This is a genomic window from Terriglobales bacterium, assembly GCA_035624475.1.
In the GTDB taxonomy this organism is placed as follows: Bacteria; Acidobacteriota; Terriglobia; order Terriglobales; family Acidobacteriaceae; genus DASPRL01.
The window spans coordinates 1-20454 of the sequence record DASPRL010000170.1 but is presented as its reverse complement, the minus strand read 5'-3'; the positions used below and the strand labels follow the sequence as shown (position 1 = coordinate 20454).

Annotated in this window: 16 protein-coding genes; 7 read left to right on the top strand and 9 right to left on the bottom strand. The window is 67.8% G+C overall.

Annotated elements, in window-relative coordinates; translation table 11 throughout:
• Positions 1–48 precede the first annotated feature (48 nt).
• The 4 genes from mreD to VEG08_07055 all read right to left on the bottom strand — a co-directional run bounded on the left by mreD (position 49) and on the right by VEG08_07055 (position 4148).
• Entirely contained in the window at positions 49–573 is a 525-nt protein-coding gene (mreD, locus tag VEG08_07070) for a rod shape-determining protein MreD (protein HXZ27745.1), read from the bottom strand.
• On the bottom strand, positions 570–1592 hold the full coding sequence (mreC, locus tag VEG08_07065) for a rod shape-determining protein MreC (GenBank protein HXZ27744.1): 1023 nt from the start codon (positions 1590–1592) through the stop codon (positions 570–572). The genes mreD and mreC overlap by 4 nt, the downstream gene beginning before the upstream one ends.
• A 54-nt stretch (positions 1593–1646) precedes the next feature.
• Positions 1647–2705 (bottom strand): rod shape-determining protein, encoded by a 1059-nt coding sequence (locus tag VEG08_07060; GenBank protein ID HXZ27743.1) that lies wholly within the window; start codon positions 2703–2705, stop codon positions 1647–1649.
• 141 nt (positions 2706–2846) lie between these two features.
• Entirely contained in the window at positions 2847–4148 is a 1302-nt protein-coding gene (locus VEG08_07055; GenBank protein ID HXZ27742.1) for a hypothetical protein, read from the bottom strand.
• A 233-nt stretch (positions 4149–4381) separates the two neighbouring features.
• Between VEG08_07055 and VEG08_07050 the strand changes: the two genes are divergently transcribed.
• Together VEG08_07050 and VEG08_07045 are read left to right on the top strand one after the other, a co-directional pair.
• Positions 4382–5914, top strand: coding sequence for an aldehyde dehydrogenase family protein (locus VEG08_07050; protein HXZ27741.1), 1533 nt, complete (start codon positions 4382–4384; stop codon positions 5912–5914).
• An 18-nt stretch (positions 5915–5932) separates the two neighbouring features.
• Positions 5933–7138 (top strand): aminotransferase class I/II-fold pyridoxal phosphate-dependent enzyme, encoded by a 1206-nt coding sequence (locus VEG08_07045; protein ID HXZ27740.1) that lies wholly within the window; start codon positions 5933–5935, stop codon positions 7136–7138.
• On the opposite strand, the gene VEG08_07040 is transcribed toward VEG08_07045, so the two are convergent.
• Positions 7107–7901, bottom strand: coding sequence for a hypothetical protein (locus tag VEG08_07040; GenBank protein ID HXZ27739.1), 795 nt, complete (start codon positions 7899–7901; stop codon positions 7107–7109). The two genes, VEG08_07045 and VEG08_07040, sit on opposite strands and share 32 nt — an antisense overlap.
• A gap of 381 nt (positions 7902–8282) precedes the next feature.
• Here VEG08_07040 and VEG08_07035 point away from each other — a divergent pair, with 381 nt between their 5' ends.
• The 5 genes from VEG08_07035 to VEG08_07015 all read left to right on the top strand — a co-directional run bounded on the left by VEG08_07035 (position 8283) and on the right by VEG08_07015 (position 16462).
• Positions 8283–9089, top strand: a complete 807-nt coding sequence (locus VEG08_07035) for a helix-turn-helix transcriptional regulator (protein HXZ27738.1) — start codon at positions 8283–8285, stop codon at positions 9087–9089.
• 708 nt (positions 9090–9797) lie between these two features.
• Positions 9798–10544 carry a hypothetical protein gene (locus tag VEG08_07030; protein ID HXZ27737.1) on the top strand — a complete coding sequence of 249 codons (747 nt, stop codon included), beginning with the start codon at positions 9798–9800 and terminating at the stop codon, positions 10542–10544.
• Positions 10508–11077, top strand: coding sequence for a hypothetical protein (locus VEG08_07025; GenBank protein ID HXZ27736.1), 570 nt, complete (start codon positions 10508–10510; stop codon positions 11075–11077). Before VEG08_07030 ends, VEG08_07025 begins: the two co-directional genes overlap by 37 nt.
• Positions 11078–11195: 118 nt before the next feature.
• Positions 11196–11933 carry a CpsB/CapC family capsule biosynthesis tyrosine phosphatase gene (locus VEG08_07020; protein HXZ27735.1) on the top strand — a complete coding sequence of 246 codons (738 nt, stop codon included), beginning with the start codon at positions 11196–11198 and terminating at the stop codon, positions 11931–11933.
• Positions 11934–12064: 131 nt separating this feature from the next.
• On the top strand, positions 12065–16462 hold the full coding sequence (locus VEG08_07015; GenBank protein ID HXZ27734.1) for a PAS domain S-box protein: 4398 nt from the start codon (positions 12065–12067) through the stop codon (positions 16460–16462).
• A gap of 28 nt (positions 16463–16490) precedes the next feature.
• On the opposite strand, the gene VEG08_07010 is transcribed toward VEG08_07015, so the two are convergent.
• From VEG08_07010 to VEG08_06995, 4 genes are all read right to left on the bottom strand, one after another.
• The gene (locus VEG08_07010; GenBank protein HXZ27733.1) at positions 16491–16937 is read right to left on the bottom strand and encodes a peptidoglycan-binding domain-containing protein; all 447 of its coding nucleotides are present in this window, start codon (positions 16935–16937) and stop codon (positions 16491–16493) included.
• Positions 16938–17072: 135 nt separating this feature from the next.
• Positions 17073–18644 (bottom strand): Do family serine endopeptidase, encoded by a 1572-nt coding sequence (locus VEG08_07005; protein HXZ27732.1) that lies wholly within the window; start codon positions 18642–18644, stop codon positions 17073–17075.
• Between the two features lie 151 nt (positions 18645–18795).
• Complete coding sequence (locus VEG08_07000; protein HXZ27731.1) at positions 18796–19728, bottom strand: DMT family transporter; 933 nt, start codon at positions 19726–19728, stop codon at positions 18796–18798.
• 355 nt (positions 19729–20083) lie between these two features.
• Positions 20084–20454 (bottom strand): amidohydrolase family protein (locus tag VEG08_06995; GenBank protein ID HXZ27730.1); only part of this gene is annotated, 371 nt, incomplete at its 5' end.

Genomic DNA, 20454 nt, shown 5'->3' with positions numbered 1-20454 from the left:
CAAATGGGTTGCACAAGATGTAGTGCACCGGTCCTTGGGGCACTTTTTTCACGTCCGTTGCTTGAAGCGGTCGAGGATGGCGAACAGCACCACCGCGAGCACGCCATTGGCCAGAGCGGCGCCCAGGGCGTAGAGCCAGGGCCAGTCCAGGGTCTGCCGCACCAGACCCCGGGCCACCAGGAAGTAGATGCCCTGGTGCACGATATAGAAGGCCGCGGTGAGCAGCAGGCGGGTCAGGGGGCTGTCCACGTCGAGCTTCACTCCCAGCGACGACGCGAAGAAGCCGATCAGGGTCTTGGCGATGCCGTAGACCCCCAGGGGCTGATGGGTCAGGCTGTCCTGCACCAGGCCGATGAGCCCGCCGGTCACCAGTCCGCTCACCGGGCTGCGCCGCGTCATGCCGAAGTAGATGGTCACCAGCAAGGGCAGATCGAAAATGGAGACAAAGTGCAGCCGCACGGGCAGGAAGGCCTGCAGGAACAGGGCGGCCAGGGGGACGCCCACCGTCGTCCACACGCTGAAGCGGTGGACCTCGATCTCCTCGCGCGAGGTGTAGATGAGCGCGCCTTTCATTGCGGACCATCCTGCGGCTTCTGCGCCGGCGGGGCCGGAGGCGGGGGCTTCTTGCCAGCATCGGCGTGGGCACCGGGCTTGTCGGCGGCAGGGTCCGCGGCCTTGGGCACCGAGGGCAGGCGCTGCGCCAGGATGTCGGCGGCGCGCGGCGACTCTGCCTGGTCCGCAGCCGGGGCCCGCTCCTCCACCTTGGTGATGATCAGGACTTCTTCCAGGCGGGCCAGATCGGCGGCCGGTTTCAGGTAGATGGCGTGGAAGAGGTCGTGGCCCTTGCCCACCCGGGTCACCGAGCCGATGGGCAGGCCCTTGGGAAAGATGCGGTCGCCGCCCGAGGTCAGCACCCGCTCGCCCGGCGCCACCGCTTCGTCCACCATGATGTAGTCCAGCACCGGATCGCCATCGGGGGTGCCCTTCACGATGCCCTGCAGGCGGGACTTTTCCAGGATGGCGCCCACCCCGCTGGACTGGTCGATGATCTCCAGCACCTGGGAGGAACCGGGAAAGACGCGCACGATCTTGCCCACCACGCCGTCGGGGGTGATGACCGCCATGTCGTTGCGGACGCCGTCGCGCGAGCCTTTGTCGAGGGTGAGGACGCGGGAGAGTTCGCTGCCGCTGGAGCCGATGACCTGCGCCGCCACCGTCTGCTGGATGAACTGCTCCTTGAAGCCCAGCAGGGCCTGCAGGCGGCGCGCCTGCTCGGCGTCCTGCTGCAACCGGCCCTGCTGCACGCGCAGCTCCTCGATCTGCTGGCGGAGCTCGCGGTTCTGCCGGCGCACGTCCCGCAGGTCGATGTACTCGTGCCAGGTCTCGCGCGCCCACAGGCTGCTGCGCACGAAGAGTTTCTCCACCGGGGTGAAGGCGCCGGCCACCCACAGGCGGATCAGACGGGTGGAGGGGCCATCGGGATGACTGGGGTCGGCGGGCCGCTTGACCTGCACCGCCAGCCCCAGCACCTGCGCGAACAGCACCGCCACCAGGATGACGAGGTTGCGGTAGCGGCCGATGAACTTTTCCATTGCACTACTTCCCCGCCGGGGCCCGCCCCGGCGGGCGTCCGCATCCGCGGACCTTTATTCGATCGAGATCTTGCGCAGCAGCTTAAAGTCGCTGAGCATCTTGCCCGTGCCCAGCACCACGCTGGCCAGGGGGTCGTCGGCGATGGAGACGGGCAGTCCGGTCTCCTCCCGGATGCGCCGGTCCAGGTTCTTGAGCAGGGCGCCTCCCCCGGTGAGCACGATGCCGCGGTCGCTGATGTCGGCGGAGAGTTCGGGCGGGGTGCGCTCCAGGGCCACGCGGATGGCGTTCATGATGGTGGAGACGCACTCGCCCAGGGCCTCGCGGATCTCGCTGTCGTCCACGGTGATGGTCTTGGGGATGCCCTCGATCAGGTTGCGCCCCTTGATCTCCATGGTCAGGGGCTTGTCCAGGGGATAGGCGGAGCCGATCTCGATCTTGATCTGCTCGGCGGTGCGCTCCCCGATCAGCAGGTTGTACTTGCGCTTGAGGTAATTCATGATGGCCTCGTCCATCTGGTTGCCGGCCATGCGCACCGAACGCGAGTAGACGATGCCGCTGAGCGAGATGACGGCGATGTCGGTGGTGCCGCCGCCGATGTCGACCACCATGTTGCCGCTGGGCTCGGTGATGGGCAGCCCCGCCCCGATGGCCGCCACCATGGCCTGCTCCACCAGGTGCACCTCGCTGGCCTTGGCGCGGTAGGCGGAATCCATCACCGCCCGCTTCTCCACCTGGGTGATCTCGGAAGGCACCCCGATCACGATGCGGGGATGCACCAGCATCTTGCGGTTGTGCGCCTTCTGGATGAAGTAGTTGAGCATCTTCTCGGTGACCTTGAAGTCGGCGATGACGCCGTCCTTCATGGGCTTGATGGCCACGATGTTGCCGGGGGTACGCCCCAGCATCTCCTTGGCCTCCTTGCCCACGGCCTCGACCTCCCCGGTCGCCTTGTTGATGGCCACGATGGAGGGCTCGTTGACCACGATGCCCTTGCCCTTGGCGTAGACCAGGGTGTTGGCCGTGCCCAGGTCGATGGCCAGGTCGCTGGAGAACATGCTGAACAGCGAGCGCAGGTTGTGAACGTGCGATGCGGATGAACCGTTGGACGACATACCGACTTGTCTTAACCTCGAGACAAAACTCTCTTCCGAATGCGCCCTAGGCACGCGCCCCGCTGCCGGCTGCGCGCAACTCCTGCCGCAGCCTGGGCGCGGCGCGCCCGGCCGTAGTCTGCCCGCCGCGGAAGCCGGGCCTTACTGGATCACGACTCTCCCCTGGTGCGTCGCCACCCCGCCGCGCGAGTTCTGCGCCGTGATGGTGATCACGTTCTCCCCGTTGGGCATGGGCGGCGTGAAGTAGTGGAAGGTGCCATCGGGGCTGATCAGCGGCACCTCCTCCCCATTCACCATCACGCGTGCCCCCGGCTCGGTCTTGCCGGTGATCTCGAAGACATGGCCGTGCTGCACAAAAGGCTCGATCTCCAGCTTCAGGGAGACGTCCTGGGCCCCCTTGGGGATCAGGTCGAAGCGGTTGGTCTCGCTCTCCACCGATTCCTTGTTCCCCACGATGGACTGCACCACCCAGTAGAAACTACCCTCTCCCAACCCCGCTACCCGCACCGACCCCGAGGCGCGCGTCTGCGGGTCGGTGAACCGGTGGTCATACACCAGCGAAGAGAACGAGCGGTTGCGCGAGATGCGCAGATGATAGCCGGTCACGTTCGCGACCGTCGTCCAGGCAAAATCCAGGGCCTTGTCCTTACCGGAGAAAAACACCGGCGCCATGTTGGCTGGGGTGATGAGGGTGGGCGGGCCGGCTTCCTTCTCCTTGCTCATCTGCGGAGAATCGGACTTGAAGCTGACCTTCTCGTAGTCGCTGGCATGCACGGTTTCGCCGCCGCGCTCCACCTCCGCCGAGCCCTTTTTCACCAGGATGTCGTGCTGGTCTTCGCGCGGATCGGTATGCACCAGGGCAGCGGTGTCGGGGGCCAGGGTGGCGGTGGCGCCGGCCACGATCACCTGCGACTTCGAGCCCGCGCCGAAGGTGGCGGTGTTCAGGTCCACGGTGCCGGTGGTCACCTGCACCGCCACCTGAGTCTGCGCCTGCGCGTTGGTGGAGTTCTCCTGCACCACGATCAGCGAATCCGGCTTCACGGTGTAGTTGGTGCCGTCGGCGAAGACCACCTTGGCGATGCCATCGGAGCTGGTCTGCACCACGTCACCCTTTTCCAGGGGCAGGTTGTAGTCGGCGGTCACCCAGGTGTTGCTGCTGGTCCGCTTCACCCGCACGGTGCCGTCGATGGCGGTGAAGTGCGCCTCCTGCTGCCCTACGGCGATGGTGTTGCTGGGAACGGCGACCCGGGTCAGGCCGATCTTCTCGGCCCATCCGCTAAGAACATTCCCGGTCTTGTTGACTGCGGTGGTGGTGGCCTGGGGCGCGATCAGGTAGCTGGCGATGGCGATGGCAATCGCCAGGAACAAGAACGCCAACAGGACGCTGCGATACGTGACCGTGGTCCACGCGATGAGGCCTTCGGATTTCCGTTTGGGTGGCACCGACGCTCGAGAATCACCGTATTTCTGCGGGTTGCAGGCAGAGTACCACAAGCGCATCTAGTTGAAAACAGGTAAATAACCGCGCTTCCCTGCCGGCGCTGAGAAGGCCGACGCCGAGACCCTACCGGGGCGCGCGGCGCGCTCCCCCGCCGCTGCCGCACTGGCTTGCGCCCCGCACCATGGGACGGTACGATTTAACCGTTTCCTGATCTCCGCTAAGGAGGCACTCATCCATGGCGACCGCAGAAAAGCTGGTTTCGGCCGGGCGCGCCACCACCGGCCCCAGAGTCTACAGAAACTTCATCGACGGGGAGTGGGTGGAGTCGGCTACCGGCGAGAGCTTCGAAAACCTCAACCCCGCCGACACCCGCGACGTAGTCGGCATCTTCCAGAAGTCGGGCAAGGCCGATGTGGATGCCGCCATCGACGCGGCCGAGCGCGCTTTCCAGAAGTGGCGCCTGGTGCCCGCCCCGCGCCGCGCCGAGATCGTCACCCGCGCCGCCCAGATCCTGGTGGAGCGCAAGGAGCAGTACGCCCGCGACATGACCCGGGAGATGGGCAAGGTCCTCAAGGAGACCCGGGGCGACGTGCAGGAGGCCATCGACACCGGCTTCTACATGGCGGGCGAGGGCCGGCGCATGTTCGGCCACACCATGCCCTCCGAGCTGCCCAACAAGTTCGCCATGTGCCTGCGCCAGCCCATCGGCGTCTGCGTGATGATCACGCCGTGGAACTTCCCCATGGCCATCCCCTCCTGGAAGCTCTTCCCTGCCGTCGTCTGCGGCAACACCTGCGTGATCAAGCCGGCGCAGGACACGCCCCTGTCGGTCTTCAACCTGGTGCAGGCGCTGGTGGATGCCGGCCTGCCCAAGGGCGTGGTCAACATCGTGACCGGTTTCGGCTCCCGCATCGGCGGGCCGCTGCTGGACAGTCCCACCGTGCGCGCTGTCTCCCTCACCGGCTCCACCGACGTGGGCAGGATCGTGGGCGAGGCCGCGGCCAAGAGCTTCAAGCGCTGCTCCCTGGAACTGGGCGGCAAGAACCCCATGATCGTGCTCGACGACGCCAACCTCGACCTCGCGCTCGATGGCGCGGTGTGGGGCGCTTTCGGCACCACCGGCCAGCGCTGCACCGCCACCAGCCGCATCCTCGTGCAGAAGGGCGTCTACCGCGAGTTCACCGAGCGCCTGGTGGAGCGCGCCCAGCATCTCAAGGTGGGCAACGGCCTGGACGAGACGGTGGAGATGGGACCCGCCATCAACCGCTCCCAGCTCGAGACCGACGAGAGCTACGTGGCCATCGGCAAGAACGAGGGCGCCAAGCTGCTGTGCGGCGGCCATCGCCTCAGCGAGGGCGATTACGCCCACGGCTGGTTCCACGCGCCCACCATCTTCGCCGACGTCGATCCCAAGATGCGCATCTTCCAGGAGGAGATCTTCGGGCCGGTGGTGGCGGTGAGTCCCTGCGACAGCTTCGAGCAGGCCATCGAGATGGCCAACAACACCGCCTACGGGCTTTCTTCGGCGATCTACACTCGCGACGTGAATCGCGCCTTCCACGCCATGCGCGATCTCTACGCCGGCATCACCTACATCAATGCGCCCACCATCGGCGCGGAGGTCCATCTGCCCTTCGGCGGCACCAAGGCCACGGGCAACGGCCACCGCGAGGGCGGCATCGGCGCCATCGAGTTCTACACGGAGTGGAAGTCGGTCTACGTCGACTACTCCGACAAGCTGCAGCGGGCCCAGATCGACCTCGAGTAGCTCCGGGGGGGCGCCACCATGCCAATGACCCAAGTGCGGGAAATCCCGGCCGCCACGCGGCTGGAGAACGTCCGCTACGCCATCCGCGACCTGGCGGTGCTCGCCGACGAGGTGGGCAAGAGCGGCAAGGCCATCCTGCAGCTCAACATCGGCGACCCTCTGAAGTTCGACTTCCAGACCCCGCCGCACATGATCGAGGCCGTGGCCCGGGCCATGCGCGAGGGCAAGAACGGCTACGCGCCTTCCTCCGGCACTCCCGAGGCGTTGCACGCCATCCGCGGCGAGGCCGAGCGCAAGGGCATCCACAACGTGCTCGACGTCTTCGTCACCAGCGGGGTGAGCGAAGCGGTCGACGTCTGCTTCAACGCGCTGCTCAATCCCGGCGACAACGTCCTCTGTCCCAGCCCCGAGTACCCGCTCTACACCGCGGTGGTGGCCAAGATGGGGCTGGAGCCGAACTCCTACGACCTGGACGAGGGGAACGGCTGGGAGCCCGAGCTGGACGATATCCGGCGCAAGATCACCTCCCGCACCCGCGGCCTGGTCTTCATCAATCCCAACAACCCCACCGGCGCGGTGTACTCGCGACGCACCCTGGAGGGCCTGGCCGAGATCGCCCGCCGGCACCGCCTGGTGGTCTTCGCCGACGAGATCTACGAGAAGCTGCTGCTGGAGGGCCAGCACCAGACCTTTGCCGCCCTCGCCCCCGACCTGCCGGTGGTGACCTTCGGCGGCGTCTCCAAGAACTACCTGGCGCCGGGCTGGCGCATCGGCTGGGGTATCGCCAGCGGGCCGGAAGCCGCCCTGCGACCCTACGTGGAGGGCATCAACAAGCTGCTGCGCGCGCGCCTGTGCGCCAGCTATCCCATGATGTGCGCCATTCCGCCGGCGCTGGAGGGTCCGCAGACCCACCTGCCCGAGGTGGTGGCCAAGCTGACGCGCCGCCGCGACCGGGTGATGGAGTGGGCCCGGTCCACGCCCCGCGTCAGTTGCGTGCCACCGCGCGGCGCCTTCTACGCCTTTCCCCGGATCGATATCCCTGAGCCCGATGAGGACTTCGTGAGGAAGCTGCTGCGGGAGAAGCAGGTGCTGGTGGTGCACGGCAGCGGCTTCGGGCAGAAGCCGGGAACACAGCACTTCCGCATCGTCTTCCTGCCCGACGAGGCCACCCTCGCCCGCGCCTTCCGGGGCCTCAGCGAGTTTCTGCAAGAACACTATCGCTGACCGCGGCCAGGGCCTCGCGCTGGGCGGCGCGCAGCGCCTGCTCCAGCGCCTCCCGCTTGCGGGCCACCTCTCCCGGAAACAGCATCAGTTCGACCGCGTGCAGCCTCTGTCCCGCCTCCAGCGCCTGCCAGCAGGCCACAGGGCAGCGCTCCCACAGGCGGCTCGCCTCCGTCGCCTGGATCTCCACCCGCAGGAAGTGGCGTTTGGGATAGAGGACGAGCAGGGGCGGAGCCTGGGCTTGGCTGCGCACCGCCAGGGAATGGCGGCGGTACTCCAGGTGCAGGCGGGGCAGGACTTCGCGCAGCGCCCCCAGGCATTCCTCCAGGGCGGCGCGCGCGGGCGCGGCCCACTTGTCCTGCCACGGCGTCTCGCCGCCGCCCTCGGGCTCGGGCGGCGCTTTCTCGAGGCGCCCCGCGCCTTCCAGCAGCCGCACAAAGTGCAGCACGAACTTGTTTTCCCATTGCGTGGCGCACATCTGCAGGACGATCAGGGGCAGGGTGCCGCGCAGCAGTTCCAGCACGCGCAGCAGCCGCGGCGGCACTTCCTCGGCCGCCAGCACGGCCACGTGCTCCAGGCCGGGAGAGGCGCGCTGCTCCGCGTCCCAGTACTCGATGGCCCGCACCAGGTGGCTTTCGTCCAGCCGGCCCAGCATGATCTCCACTACGTAGCGCCGCGGGCCGCGCTGCAGCAGCAGGTCCAGGCGGCCGGCCCGCGCATGCCGGCGCTCGACGTCGACCAGGTGCAGGGGGCCCAGCCCCAGCATGCTGGGGTCGTCCGCGATGCGGTCCCGCAGCCAGCTCTCCCGAAGGTACGGGTAGTTTTTGAGAAGGATTTGGGTGCCGCGCGCATACTCCAACGCCATGGGCGACTCCGGCAGCAAAGTGGGCGCGGAGACCGCGCTCCGCGACGCCCATACGCCCCGGCCCGCCCTCCGATGGTGCGGCCAAGGGCGGCCCCTTCATCGCATTCCCATTGTGGGGCCGGTCCCCGCCGCGCCCGCCCGGACAGGCCTTCGCGTTCCGAAAGTGGAACACGTGGATCCACGGCCGGTCCGGGAGCCGGCCCTGTTCTCGCGTCACCCGGGTTTCATTTGCGGAACGCCGCCGATTGGACTAATGTTCCAGCATTCCCCAGGGAGGTAGGGTTGCTGAAGGCTGGACAGAAGCTGCGCGCCGTGCGCGAGCAGTTGGGCTTGACCATCCGCGACGTGGAGGCGGCCAGCGCGCGCATCGCCAACCGCCACGGCAACCCGGATTTCTCCCTCTCTCTCAGCCGTCTCTCCGACATCGAGACCAAGGGCGTGGTTCCCAGCATCTACCGCCTGTACAGCCTGGCGGTGATCTATCGCCTGGAGCTGCGCGAGTTGCTGGACTGGTACGGCGTGTGCACCGGCAACACCGCCGCCGACCTGGCCCTGGCGGCGCCGCCGCGCTCGCACCGCATCGAAGCCCTGGGCGACCTGCTGGCGGTGCACATGCCGGTCAAGCTCGACCCCGGCTTCGATCCTCGCCGCACCGCCAACCTGGGCCGCATGATCGAGCGCTGGGGGGTGGTGCCGCTGGCCTTCTTGGCCCAGTTCGCCAGCACCAAGTACACCTACGGCTACATCGGCAGTGAGGATTTCACCATGTACCCGCTGCTGCTGCCCGGGTCGTTCCTCCAGATCGACGAGTCCAAGAACCAGGTCGGCAACGGCATGTGGCGCTCCGAGTACGAGCGACCCGTCTACTTCGTGGAGACGCGCGAGGGCTATCGCTGCTGCTGGTGCACGCTGAAGGGGGAGCAACTGGTGCTGCAGCCCCACCCGCTCTCGCCGGTGGCGGTGCGCATCCTGCGCCATCCTCACGACGCCGAGGTCATCGGGCAGGTGGTGGGAGTGGCGATGCGCTTGGGCGACTGGCGGCCCGTTTCGAACGGCTCAGGCTCGAAAGAGCTTCCAGCACCGAACTGAGGTGGCGGGCCGATCCCCCGCCTAACTCGGGCGGCAGCAACCGGGGCAGGGAGCCCTGCAGGCGGTGGGCGCACGCCGCCGGCTTCTCGCCCCTGGCGGCGGCCATCCGCTGGACGTCCTCCAGAAGCTCCCGCAGGGGAGCGCGCAGGACCTGGAGGAACAACGCCAGGTGCGCCTCCCGGATGGCGCGCTGGGCGGCGGGCTCCCCGTAGATCCGCGCCAGCCCCCAGTGTGTGTAGCGGCCGCCCTCCTCGCGCAGGTCCGCCACATAACTCAGTTTGCCCAGCAGGCCGGGGACTGCGCGCAGGGTGCTATGCACAAAGTCGTCGCCCACGGACAATAAAGTCATCTTCGTTCCGCTTTCGGAAACCTGAACAAGTTTCCCCTCGCCCGCCCAGCCTAGCCTAAAAGCCCCAACCTGTCACGGTGCTAACCGCACGGAAGGAGTTGCACCATGAAGACGCTGCTTCGCATTGTACTCGCCACGCTTCTGCTGACCGGAACATTGTCCACCGTCTCTCTGGCCGATGGACCGACAGGCGCGTGCCCCACCGGCCAGGTTTGCCCGCCGCCGCCCGGGTTAGCTCGCTGACCAACACAGGCTGCAACGGAGCAGTTGCGGAGGTGACATTGTAGAGGACGGCCTGCTAGGGGTATGCTCCCTCGGACGATACCCCTATGTCCGTGTCCGTAAGCCACGCGATCACCATGGCCAACTGGATCGCCACCCCGTTGGGCCAACTTGTGCTCGTGGTGATCCTGGCACGGCGCTCGCTGATTCGGCAGATGCCTTGGTTCTTTGCCTATACGATTTGGGTGATGACAACGTCCCTGGTGCAATTGCCGCTTTACCTTCAGTCGAGAGCACTCCGGTCAGTGACATCGGCCAGCTTCTACGTCAGTTGGACGGCGGACGCGGGAAGCATCATGCTGGGGTTCTTGGCGGTCTACGAGGTCTTCTGCCAGGTGTTCCAGCCGTACGAATCGTTCCGGCGCTGGGCGCCCGCGCTGTTCCGCTGGTGCGGCGTGACCTTGCTCCTTCTGGGTTCCGCAGGGGCATTGCTGTCCTCGCCGCACCCACAGCTGCGGATCGTCGCCGGCCTGCTGGTGCTGGAGCGAACGTTGCGCGTGGTCCAAGTGGGGCTGCTGGTGCTCGTGCTCCTCACCAGCCGGTACCTGCACATCACCTGGAAACCCCACCTCCTGGGCGTTGCCTCGGGGTTCGGAATGTATGCGGCGGTGGCAATCGTCTGCACCACTCTGCAGGCGCAGAACGGGCCGGTTGGCTACTGGGCGCTCGGCATGGTTTCATTCAGCGCTTACACTTGCGCGGTGATGATCTGGGTGGCGTATTTCCTGGTCAGGCAGCCGGTCGTCGAGTCCATCCGGCAAGTACCTCGAACGGTGGAAACGGAGCAATGGCACCAGGCCTTATCGCATCTGCTGCAACGGTGATGGTGCCGCTGTTCCTGGTGGTGGCACTGGCGGCGGTGGTGTTGCTGCTGTGGGCAGCGCGCGGCCACAGCGCCGCGGTGACCGACCTGGAGGAGCTGCCGGGGAAGACCCAGCCGGTCGATCTGCCCGCCTTCCGCAACCTCACCGACCCGGCTGAGGAAGAGTACCTGCGCGCGCAATTGGCGCCCGGAGACTTCCGCCGCTTGCAGCGGGAGCGTCTGCGCGCCGCCCTGGAGTACGTGGGGCGCGCCGCCCAGAACGCCGCCCTGCTGGTGCGCCTGGGGGAGGCGGCGCGGCGCAGCCCCGAGCCTGAGGTCGCCGAGGCCGCCCGCGAGCTGGTGGACGACGCCCTTCGCCTCCGCCTCTACGCCCTGCTGGCCGGGGCCAAGCTGCGGGCGCGCCTGCTGCTGCCGGGGGCGCGGCTCTCCGCGGCCCCGCTGCTCGACCGTTACCAGCAGCTCACCGACGCCGTGGGCCGCCTCAGCCGCGCCCAGAAGCCCTCCTTCGCCGGCCGCATCAGCGCCGCCCTGTAAGGGCCGTCCCCCGGCCTCCCATGGCGGGAGCATTCCCGGATCGGCCACCCGCCCGCTCCGCTCCGGCGCGATTGTTCTCCTGGCTGCGCGGCGGGACCGCTAGAATACGGGCAGAGCGATGATCGACATCCACTGCCACATCCTGCCCGAGGTCGACGATGGTCCCGCCACCTGGGAGATGGCCGCCGAGATGCTGCGCATCGCCGTGGCCGACGGCATCGAGCACATCGTGGCCACCCCTCACGCCGACGAGCAGTACAGCTTCGACCGCGCGCGCTGCGCCGCCTCCCTGGAGCGCCTGCAGGAGATCGCCGGCAAGTCCCCGAAGCTCACCCTGGGCTGCGACTTCCACTTCTCCTACGAGAACGTGCAGGACGCGCTGGCCCATCCCGCGCGCTACACCATCGGAGCGACGCCGTACCTGCTGCTGGAGTTCAGCGACTTCGCCCTCTCGCCGGTGGTGCTGGAGGTGATCGGCCGCCTGCGGGCAGCCGGCCTGCTCCCCGTGATCACGCACCCGGAGCGCAACCTGCTCTTGCAGAGAAGCCCGGGCGAGGTGCTGCGGCTGGTGGAACGCGGCTGCCCGGTGCAGGTGACGGCCTCGGCGCTCACCGGCAACTGGGGGGAGGCGGCGCGGCAGACCGCGCTGTGGCTGCTGGAGCACGACGCGGTGCACGCGCTGGCCTCGGATGCGCACAGCGTGAAGCACCGCCCGCCGCAACTCTCCGCCGCCCGCGACGCGGCCGCCCAGCACGTGGGCGGCGACGTCGCCCGCGCGCTGGTGCTCGACAACCCGCGCGCCATCGTCGCCGGCCAGAGCCTGCCCTACTTCCCCAAGCCCGCCTTGCGTTCCTAGGCCCTAGGCCGCCCGGCTCGTAAAAATTTCTTCGTCCCCGCCCGCAGTTGGGATATAAGAGGTTTCCCCCCTTACCACGATCCTGGCCAAGGCGGCGCTTGCCGGCCCTTCGGTATGGGGGTGAACCGGGCGTGAAAGCAGCAGGGACCCAACATCGGACCAAGGCAAGGCCCCCCTCCGCCGGGGAGGAGCGCTACCGCTCCCTCTTCCAGCAGTTCCCCGATCCCGTCTTCCTGGTGGACCGCGAGAGCCTGCGCTTCCTGGACTGCAACCAGGCCGCGGTCCGGCGCTACGGCTACTCCCGCGACGAATTCCTGCGCATGACGGTGCTCGACCTGCACCCGGAGGACGAGCAGGACAAAGTGAGGCAGCGCGTGCACGGCACGCTGGACGGCGCCAGCGCCGAGTTCCGGCACGTCACCAAGGACGGCCGGCGGCTGCTGGTCGAGGTCACCAGCGCCGACGTCAAGAGCGACGGGCGCCCCTGCCGCCTGGCCACGGTGCACGACATCAGCGAGCGCAAGCGCATCGAGGAGGCGCTGCGCCTCAGCGAGCAGCGCGCCCAGGAGATCGTGGAGAGCAACAACGACGCCGTCTTCACCCACGACCTGCAGGGCCGCTTCACCTCCATCAACGAAGCCGCGCTGCGGCTGTTCGGCTACACCCGCGAAGAAGCCCTGGCCGGCCAGGCCGACAACGTCGTCGCTCCCGAACACCGGGAGATGGCGCACCAGGCCCTGCAACGGAAGCTGGCCGGCGAGCTGGCGCAGACCCCGTACGAGATCGACGCCCTGACCAAGGACGGCCGCCGCCTCACCCTGGAGATGACCACCCGCCTCATCTTCGAGAACGGCCGGCCGGTGGGGGTGCAGGGCGTGGCGCGCGACATCACGGACCGCCGTCGCGCCGAGGCCGCTCTGCGCGAGAGCGAGCCCCGGTTCGAGCAGTTCGCCGAAGCCGCCCCTTCCAGCATCTTCATCCTGCAGGGGGACCACTTCACCTGGGTGAACGCCGCATCGACCGGGCTGACCGGCTACAGCCGCGACGAACTGCTGCGCATGAATTTCCGGGAGCTGGTGCACCCCGACTTCCGCGAGTTCATCGCTGCCCGCACCCAGGCGCGGCTGCGCGGCGAAGCCACCCCCAGCCGCTACCTCCTGAAGTTCCTGCACAAGGACGGCAGCACTCGCTGGCTGGACCTCACCGCCAGCCTGGTCACCTACCGCGGCGCCCCGGCCGTACTGGGCACGGCTTTCGACGCCACCGAGCGCAAGCTGGCCGGCGATGACCTGCAGATCCAGAAGGCCCACCTGGAGCAGCTCATCGAGAGCGCCCCGGAAGCCATCGTGGTGCTGGACATGGCGCGCAACATCAGCCGCGTCAACCGTGAGTTCACGCGCCTGTTCGGCTACACCGCGGGAGAGGCCGTCGGCCGGGACGTGGATGAACTCATCGTGCCCCCGGAGCTGCGCGACGAGGCCCTGGGTCTGACCCAGCAGGTGCTGGAGGGCCGGGCCTTCAGCCGGGAGACCGTGCGCCAGCGCAAGGACGGCATGCGGGTCGAGGTCTCCATCCTGGGCACGCCGGTGAGCGTGGGCGGAGGCCAGGTCGCCTACTACGCCATCTACCGCGACATCACCGAGCGCAAGCGCGCCGAAGCTCTGCAGTCCGCCCTCTACCGCATCGCCGAGACCGCCAGCTCGGCTGAGGACCTGCAGCAGCTCTACGCCTCCATCCACGGCATCCTGGGCGAGCTCATGTACGCCAAGAACTGCTACATCGCCCTCTACGACGCCGCCAGCGGCATGGTGAGCTTCCCCTACTTCGTAGACGAAAAGGACCCGCCCTTCCCTCCCCACAAGTTCCGCAAGGGCCTGACCGAGTACGTGCTGCGCAGCGGCCAGCCCCTGCTGGCCACCGCCGACGCGCTCGCCGACCTCACCCGCCGCGGCGAGGTGGAGCGCGCCGGCGCTCCCTCCCAGGACTGGATGGGTATTCCCCTCAAGGAGGGCGAAACCGCCTTCGGCGCCCTGGTGCTGCAGAGCTACGAGCCCCAGGTCCGCTACGGGGAGAAGGAAAAGGAGATCCTCACCTTCGTCTCGCAGCAGATCGCCAGCGCCATCGTGCACAAGCGCAGCCAGGAGGCCATCCGGCAGAGCGAGAGCATCTTCCGGGCCGTGGCCGAGACGGCAGCGACCCTCATCTACATCTTCGACGGCACCCGCTTCCTTTATGTGAATCCGACCTGCGAAGCCATCACCGGGTACAGCCGGGAGGAGCTGCTTTCCCTCCCGGATCCCTGGACGCTGGTGCACCCGGACTTCCGCGAAGAGTCCAAGCGGCGCGCCTGGGCGCGCCTGCGCGATGAGCCCACGCCCTCGCGCTATGAGTTCAAGATCCTCAACCAGCAGGGGGAGGAACGCTGGCTGGACTTCGCCGCCAGCCGCATCGAGTTCGCCGGCCGCACGGTGGTGCTGGGCACGGCCGTGGACATCACCGAGCGCAAACGCGCGGAGGTGCTGCAGGGCGCCCTCTACCGCATCGCCAGCCTGGCCAGCACCACCGGCAACCTGGAGGATCTCTACCGCTCCATCCACCGGATCGTGGGCGAACTCATGCACGCGCACAACTTCTACATCGCGCTCGCCGACTTCGCCACGCAGACCATCGAGTTTCCCTACTTCATGGACGAGGTGGACAAGGAGCCCCCGGAGCAGCCCCTGGCCATCGGACGCGGGCTCACCGGCTACGTGCTGCGCACCGGGGAGCCGCTGCTGGCTTCCCCGGAGGTCTTCGAGAAGCTGCTGGCCAGCGGGGAGGTGGAATCGGTGGGTGCTCCCTCTCTGGACTGGCTGGGAGTCCCGCTGAAGAAGGGCGGCACCACCTTCGGCGTGCTGGTGGTGCAGAGTTACACCGAGAACGTGCGCTACGGCGAGAAGGAAAAGGAGATCCTCACCTTCGTCTCCCAGCAGGTGGCCAGCGCCATCGAACATAAGCGGGGCGAGACGGCGCTGCAGCTCTCGGAGGCGCGCTACCGCTCCCTCTTCGAGCGCAACATGGCCGGGGTCTTCCGCAGCACCCTGGAAGGGCGCCTGCTGGACTGCAACCAGGCCTTCGCACAGATGTTCGGCTACACCCGCGAAGAGCTCTTCAACATGGCCACCCACGCCCTCTATCCGGGCGGCAAGGCGGAACGGGACAGCCGCCTCGGCGATCTGCGCCAGGCCCGCCAGTACTCGAACTACGAGCTCTGCTATCGCCGCAAGGACGGAAGCCTGATGTGGGCCATCCAGAACATGGCCCTGCTCCACGACGAGCATGGCAACGAGATCGTGGAAGGCACCATGGTGGACATCACCGAGCGCCATCTCCTGGAGGAGCAGTTGCGCCAGGCCCAGAAGATGGAAGCGGTGGGCCGCCTGGCCGGCGGCGTGGCCCACGACTTCAACAACCTGCTCACCGTCATCAAGGGATACAGCGAGCTCATGCTCAAGGAGCTCAAGGACACCGATCCCATGCGTGCCGAGGTGGAGGAGGTGCAGAAGGCCGCCGACCGCGCCGCTTCCCTCACCAACCAGCTCCTCGCCTTCAGCCGCCAGCAGGTGCTGGAACCGCGCGTGCTCGACCTCAACACCGTGCTCAGCAACATGGAAAAGCTGCTGCGCCGGCTGCTGGGAGAGGACGTCGACCTGGTCACCGTGCTCGACCCCGCCATCGGCCGGGTGAAGGCCGATCCCGGCCAAGTCGAGCAGGTGATCATGAACCTGGCGGTCAATGCCCGCGACGCCATGCCCAAGGGCGGCAAGCTCACCCTGGAGACCAGCAACGTCGTGCTCGACAAGGACTACGCCCGCGAGCACGTGGCGGTGAAGCCCGGGGCCTACGTGGTCATCTCGGTGAGCGACACCGGGGTGGGCATGGACGCCGACACCTGCGCCCGCGTCTTCGAACCCTTCTTCACCACCAAGGAGCAGGGCAAGGGCACGGGGCTCGGCCTCTCCACCGTGTACGGCATCATCAAACAGAGTGGCGGCTACATCTGGGTGTACAGCGAGGTGGGCTTGGGCACCACCTTCAAGGTCTACCTGCCGCGCGTGGACCAGCCCGCCGAACACATCCCCGACCGCGGCAGTTCCCGCACCCAGCGCGGCAACGAGACCATCCTGCTGGTGGAAGACGAGGACGGCGTGCGCGCCCTGGTGCACGAGGTCCTCCGCAAGAACGGATACACCGTGCTGCAGGCCCGGCACGGCGGCGAGGCCCTGCTGCTGTGCGAGCGGCACGCCGGAACCATCCACCTGCTGCTCACCGACGTGGTCCTGGCCCAGATGAGCGGCCACGAGCTCGCCCTCCGCCTCTCCGCCCTCCGCCCCGACATGAAGGTGCTCTACATGTCGGGCTACACCGACGAAGCCATCGTGCACCATGGCGTGCTCGAGCCCGGCACCGCCTTCCTGCAGAAGCCCTTCACCACCGAGGCGCTGGCCCGCAAGGTGCGGGCGGTGCTGGACACGCAGAAAAGGGCGTAGGCGGCGGTGGAACGCCGGGCGCGAGGATTCAGCGCTGGCGCGCGGCGGTGGAGGGCGACTTCTCGGCGCTGGAGGGTGTCGCGGCGGGCGCGGGTGGGGGGCCCGGGGGGACGGTGGTCACGTCCGCCGGTCCCAAGCCCAGCTTGATGAGCGCGCGCGCATCCGGTACGGTGCGGGTCTGCCAGCCGTGGTCGGCCTGGTAGCGGGTCATGGCGTCCTTGCTGCGTGCGTCCCACTGCCCACTGGCCTGGCCGTCCAGATACCCCTCGCGGATCAGGGCCTGCTGGATCTCGCGGGCGCGGGCCTCATCGATGCTCTTCTGGCCGCGTGCGCGCCAGGCGTGTCGGCTGCGCCGCGAGCTTCCGCTCTTTGGCTTCGCCGCCTTGCCCTTGGTCGGCGCAGCCGCGCCTGCCGGCGCCGGCAGGGCGCAGAGCAGGCTGGCGCAAAGGGCCGCGGCGCAAAGGGCGCCGGCCATGCGCGACCGCTGGGAAGACTGGAACGGCAAACCACACCTCGAAGAGCGCTTCAGAGGGCCCGGCCGGGGGGCTGGGCTGAGACCATCATTTCACGCCGCGGGTCCCAGCGCCAGCGCAAAACCGCCCCCCTCGGGTTACGGAAGTGTGCCGGCCAGGAAGATGGTCCCGCCATTGCGGCCGCCGGCACGCGGCAGCACCAGGAAGACCACGTCCTGCCCGCTCTTGAGCTGCCCCTGCAGGCGGCGGAAGTCCTCTTCGCTGTTCACCGGCTGCTTGTTGATCTGCAGGATGATGTCGCCACGGCTGAAGTTAAGGTCGTCGGCGAAGGAGCCGGGCTTCACGTCCTGCACCACCACGCCCTTGCCCGCGGGCACCTCCAGGCGGTCGGCGAGATCGGGGGTCAGATTGCGCACGCTGAGCCCCAACTTGCTGTCGGTGGGCTTGGACTCCTCGTCGCTGGAGTTGTCGTCGCCCAAGCGAGCGGCGAAGAGCTTGGCGCGGTCGGCGATGGTGACCTCGGCGTCGCGCTCCCTGCCGTCGCGGAAGTAGCCCAGCTTCGCTTTGGTGCCCGGCTTCAGCAGGGAGATCTCGTTGACCAGCTCGTCGCCCGTTCTGACCTCCTTGCCGTTGACCGAGACGATGGTGTCGCCGGTCTTCAGTCCGGCGGAGTCGGCGGGGCCGCCCGGGGTCACGTTGGCGATGGTCACGCCCCCACCCGCGCCGCCGCCGTACACGCGCGCGATGGCGGGGCTGGGCTGAGCGTTGAACTCCACCCCGATGGAGCCGCGCACCACGCGGTGGTCCGGCCCCTGCACCAGCTGGTTGTAGACCTCGGCCACGGTGTTGGAAGGCATGGCGAAGCCCACGCCCTCGTAGCCGGCGGACTCGGTGTAGATGGCGGTGTTGATGCCGATGACCTCGCCGTTCATGTTGACCAGCGGGCCACCGGAGTTGCCGGGATTGATGGCCGCATCGGTTTGCAGGAAGCTCTGGAATTGGCGCTGGGAGACGATGTTGCGGCCCTTGGCTGAGATGATGCCGGCGGTGACCGTCTCTTCCAGGTTGAAGGGACTGCCGATGGCCAGCACCCAGTCGCCCACGTCCACGGAGTCGGAGTTGCCGATCTTGGCGGCCTTCAAGGGATGGCCCACGTTGACCTTGATGACGGCCAGATCGGTTTCCTTGTCGCTGCCGACGATCTCGGCGTCGTGCAGCACCCCCGGAGGATCATCCATCAGCTTCACCCGCACCCGGGTGGCGTTGTCGATGACGTGCTGGTTGGTGATGATGTAGCCGCTCGAATCCACGATCACGCCCGAGCCCAGGGAGCGCTCGCGCACGGAGCCGTCGCCGCCGTCGGGCGCGCCAAAGAAGCGGTCGAAGAAGTCGTGGAAGGGATCGTCGTCCCCGCCTCCGCCGCCGGGAGCGCGCCGCCGCTTGGGCGCCTTGATCACGGAGTCGGTGTTGATGTTGACCACCGAGGGCTCCACCGCCTTGGCGATCTGTCCGAACTGCGAACTCTGCCTCTGCACCGGCGGCACCGTCAGCGGTGCCGGATCCGTGCCGGCGAGGGCTCTTCCTTTCACGCCGTGCGAGATCACTGTGCCGATCAGGATGCCAACGGCCAGGGTCAGAGCGATCGTCAGGGTGTAAGCCAGGCGGCGCGCCTTCAGGCGCTCCAAGAGCTGGGTCAGGCGGGCGTTCATACGGGATCCTCCCCCGGGGTCGAATGGCCAATTATACCTTCGCGGTTTGATGCTGGGATACTGCAGGTGGATTTGCACATGGCCTGAGATGCCGTCTCTCTCTTAGACGCAGAAAAGCCGGAGAACGTTAGCTGGAAGCCCACGGGCGCGGCTACGCCTCTTCCGAGGGGGCCTCCGGCAGCGCCGGCCCTACTTCGGTAGCAGGCTGGGCCGCGCTGCCCTTCAGTTCGGAGAGCAGGACTCCGCCCAGGATAAGGGCGGCGCCCAAGCCGGCGCGCAACCCCAGGCGCTCGCCCAGCACGATGTAGGAGGTCAGCCAGGCGAAGACCGGCTCCAGAGAAAAGATGAGCGCGGTGTGGGTGGGCGGCGTGAACTGCTGCGCCCACGCCTGGATGGTGAAGGCGGCGGCGGTGCAGAACAGGGCCGTCACCGCGATCGCTCCCAGCACCCGCCCCGACCACACCGCGTGGGGATGCTCCAGCAGGGGCGCGGTCGCGGCCATCAGCACCGCCGCGGTGGCGGCCTGCAGCACCGCCACCTGCTGGTAGTGGTGCGCGCGCATGGCCCGGCCCAGGAAGATGATCTGAAAGGCGAAGGCCACGGCGCAGCCCAGGGTCAGCAGGTCGCCGCGGTTGACGCCTTCCAGGCTGAGCAGGTGCCGGCCGTCCGCGGGCACGGTCAGCAGGTAGAGCCCGACGAAGGCCGCCGCCACTCCCGCCGCCGTCCAATGGTTCACCATGCGCCGCCAGCCGATGGCCAGGAAGACCGGCACCAGCACCACCGAGAGTCCGGTGATGAAGGCCGATTTTGAAGGCGTGGTCAGCACCAGCCCGGTGGTCTGGAACTCGTAACCCAGCCACAGGAAGGCGCCGACCAGCAGCCCGGCGCGCAGGGTGGCGCTTGAGACCTTCCGCAACCGCCGGAAGTAGAAGGCCGCCAGGCACAGCGCCGCCAGCAGCATGCGCACGGCGTTGAACAGCAGCGGGGTGATGTCCTGGAGGGCGTCCTTGATGACCACGAAGGTGACACCCCAAGCCAGCGTCACCAGCACCAGCAGGATGTGGGCTTTGGCGCTCCGGGACATTCGGTCATTTAACCACAGAGGACACAGAGGACACGGAGGAGAGCAATGGTCGATCTCGATCAGGTTCCGATCGGGTGATCGGGCCATCGGGTCATCGGGTCATTTGAACCAGCCGGGGGGCAACGCCGTCAGGCGCGGCACGGGTGAGCCCGGCACGTCAGTGCCGGGAAGAGTGAAGGAGAAATTCCGAGTCCCGCCAGGGACGGCACAGCGACCGCCAGGCCCGCAGGGCCGGTTGACAATAGCCCAGGACGAAGCGCGTTCGGCGCGCGCAGTCCTGGGCCCACGGGTCAAAAAGGAATCGCGTCCGAGCGAGCCCGGAGCGAAGCGAGGGCGCAGCGAGGACGCGCGCCGCTCACTTGGCTTCGTACACCGTCTTGCCGCCGACCACGGTGCGCAGCACGCGGGTCTTGAGGATCTCGGCGGGCGCGACCTTGGTCAGGTCGCGGTCCAGCACCACGAAGTCGGCCAGATAGCCGGGCGCGAGCATGCCTTTGTCTTTCTCTGCAAACTGGGCGTAGGCGCTGCCCCAGGTGTAGGCAGCGATGGCTTCGTCGATGCTCAGCTTCTGTTCGGGATACCAGCTATGAGTGCCGGCCTCGTCCATGCGCGTCACCGCGGCGTAGAGCCCGCGGAAGGGCGTGATGGGCTCCACGGGATAATCGGTGCCGAAGGCCAGCACCACGCCGCTGCCTTCGAACTCCTTCCACGGGTACGAGGTCTTGG

Excerpts from the sequence above, each read along its gene's own strand:
- mreD (HXZ27745.1), bottom strand. The coding sequence starts at position 573 with ATGAAAGGCGCGCTCATCTACACCTCGCGCGAGGAGATCGAGGTCCAC.
- mreC (HXZ27744.1), bottom strand. The coding sequence starts at position 1,592 with ATGGAAAAGTTCATCGGCCGCTACCGCAACCTCGTCATCCTGGTGGCG.
- VEG08_07060 (HXZ27743.1), bottom strand. The coding sequence starts at position 2,705 with ATGTCGTCCAACGGTTCATCCGCATCGCACGTTCACAACCTGCGCTCG.
- VEG08_07050 (HXZ27741.1), top strand. The coding sequence starts at position 4,382 with ATGGCGACCGCAGAAAAGCTGGTTTCGGCCGGGCGCGCCACCACCGGC.
- VEG08_07045 (HXZ27740.1), top strand. The coding sequence starts at position 5,933 with ATGCCAATGACCCAAGTGCGGGAAATCCCGGCCGCCACGCGGCTGGAG.
- VEG08_07040 (HXZ27739.1), bottom strand. The coding sequence starts at position 7,901 with ATGCTGGGGCTGGGCCCCCTGCACCTGGTCGACGTCGAGCGCCGGCAT.
- VEG08_07030 (HXZ27737.1), top strand. The coding sequence starts at position 9,798 with ATGGCCAACTGGATCGCCACCCCGTTGGGCCAACTTGTGCTCGTGGTG.
- VEG08_07025 (HXZ27736.1), top strand. The coding sequence starts at position 10,508 with ATGGCACCAGGCCTTATCGCATCTGCTGCAACGGTGATGGTGCCGCTG.
- VEG08_07020 (HXZ27735.1), top strand. The coding sequence starts at position 11,196 with ATGATCGACATCCACTGCCACATCCTGCCCGAGGTCGACGATGGTCCC.
- VEG08_07010 (HXZ27733.1), bottom strand. The coding sequence starts at position 16,937 with ATGGCCGGCGCCCTTTGCGCCGCGGCCCTTTGCGCCAGCCTGCTCTGC.
- VEG08_07005 (HXZ27732.1), bottom strand. The coding sequence starts at position 18,644 with ATGAACGCCCGCCTGACCCAGCTCTTGGAGCGCCTGAAGGCGCGCCGC.
- VEG08_07000 (HXZ27731.1), bottom strand. The coding sequence starts at position 19,728 with ATGTCCCGGAGCGCCAAAGCCCACATCCTGCTGGTGCTGGTGACGCTG.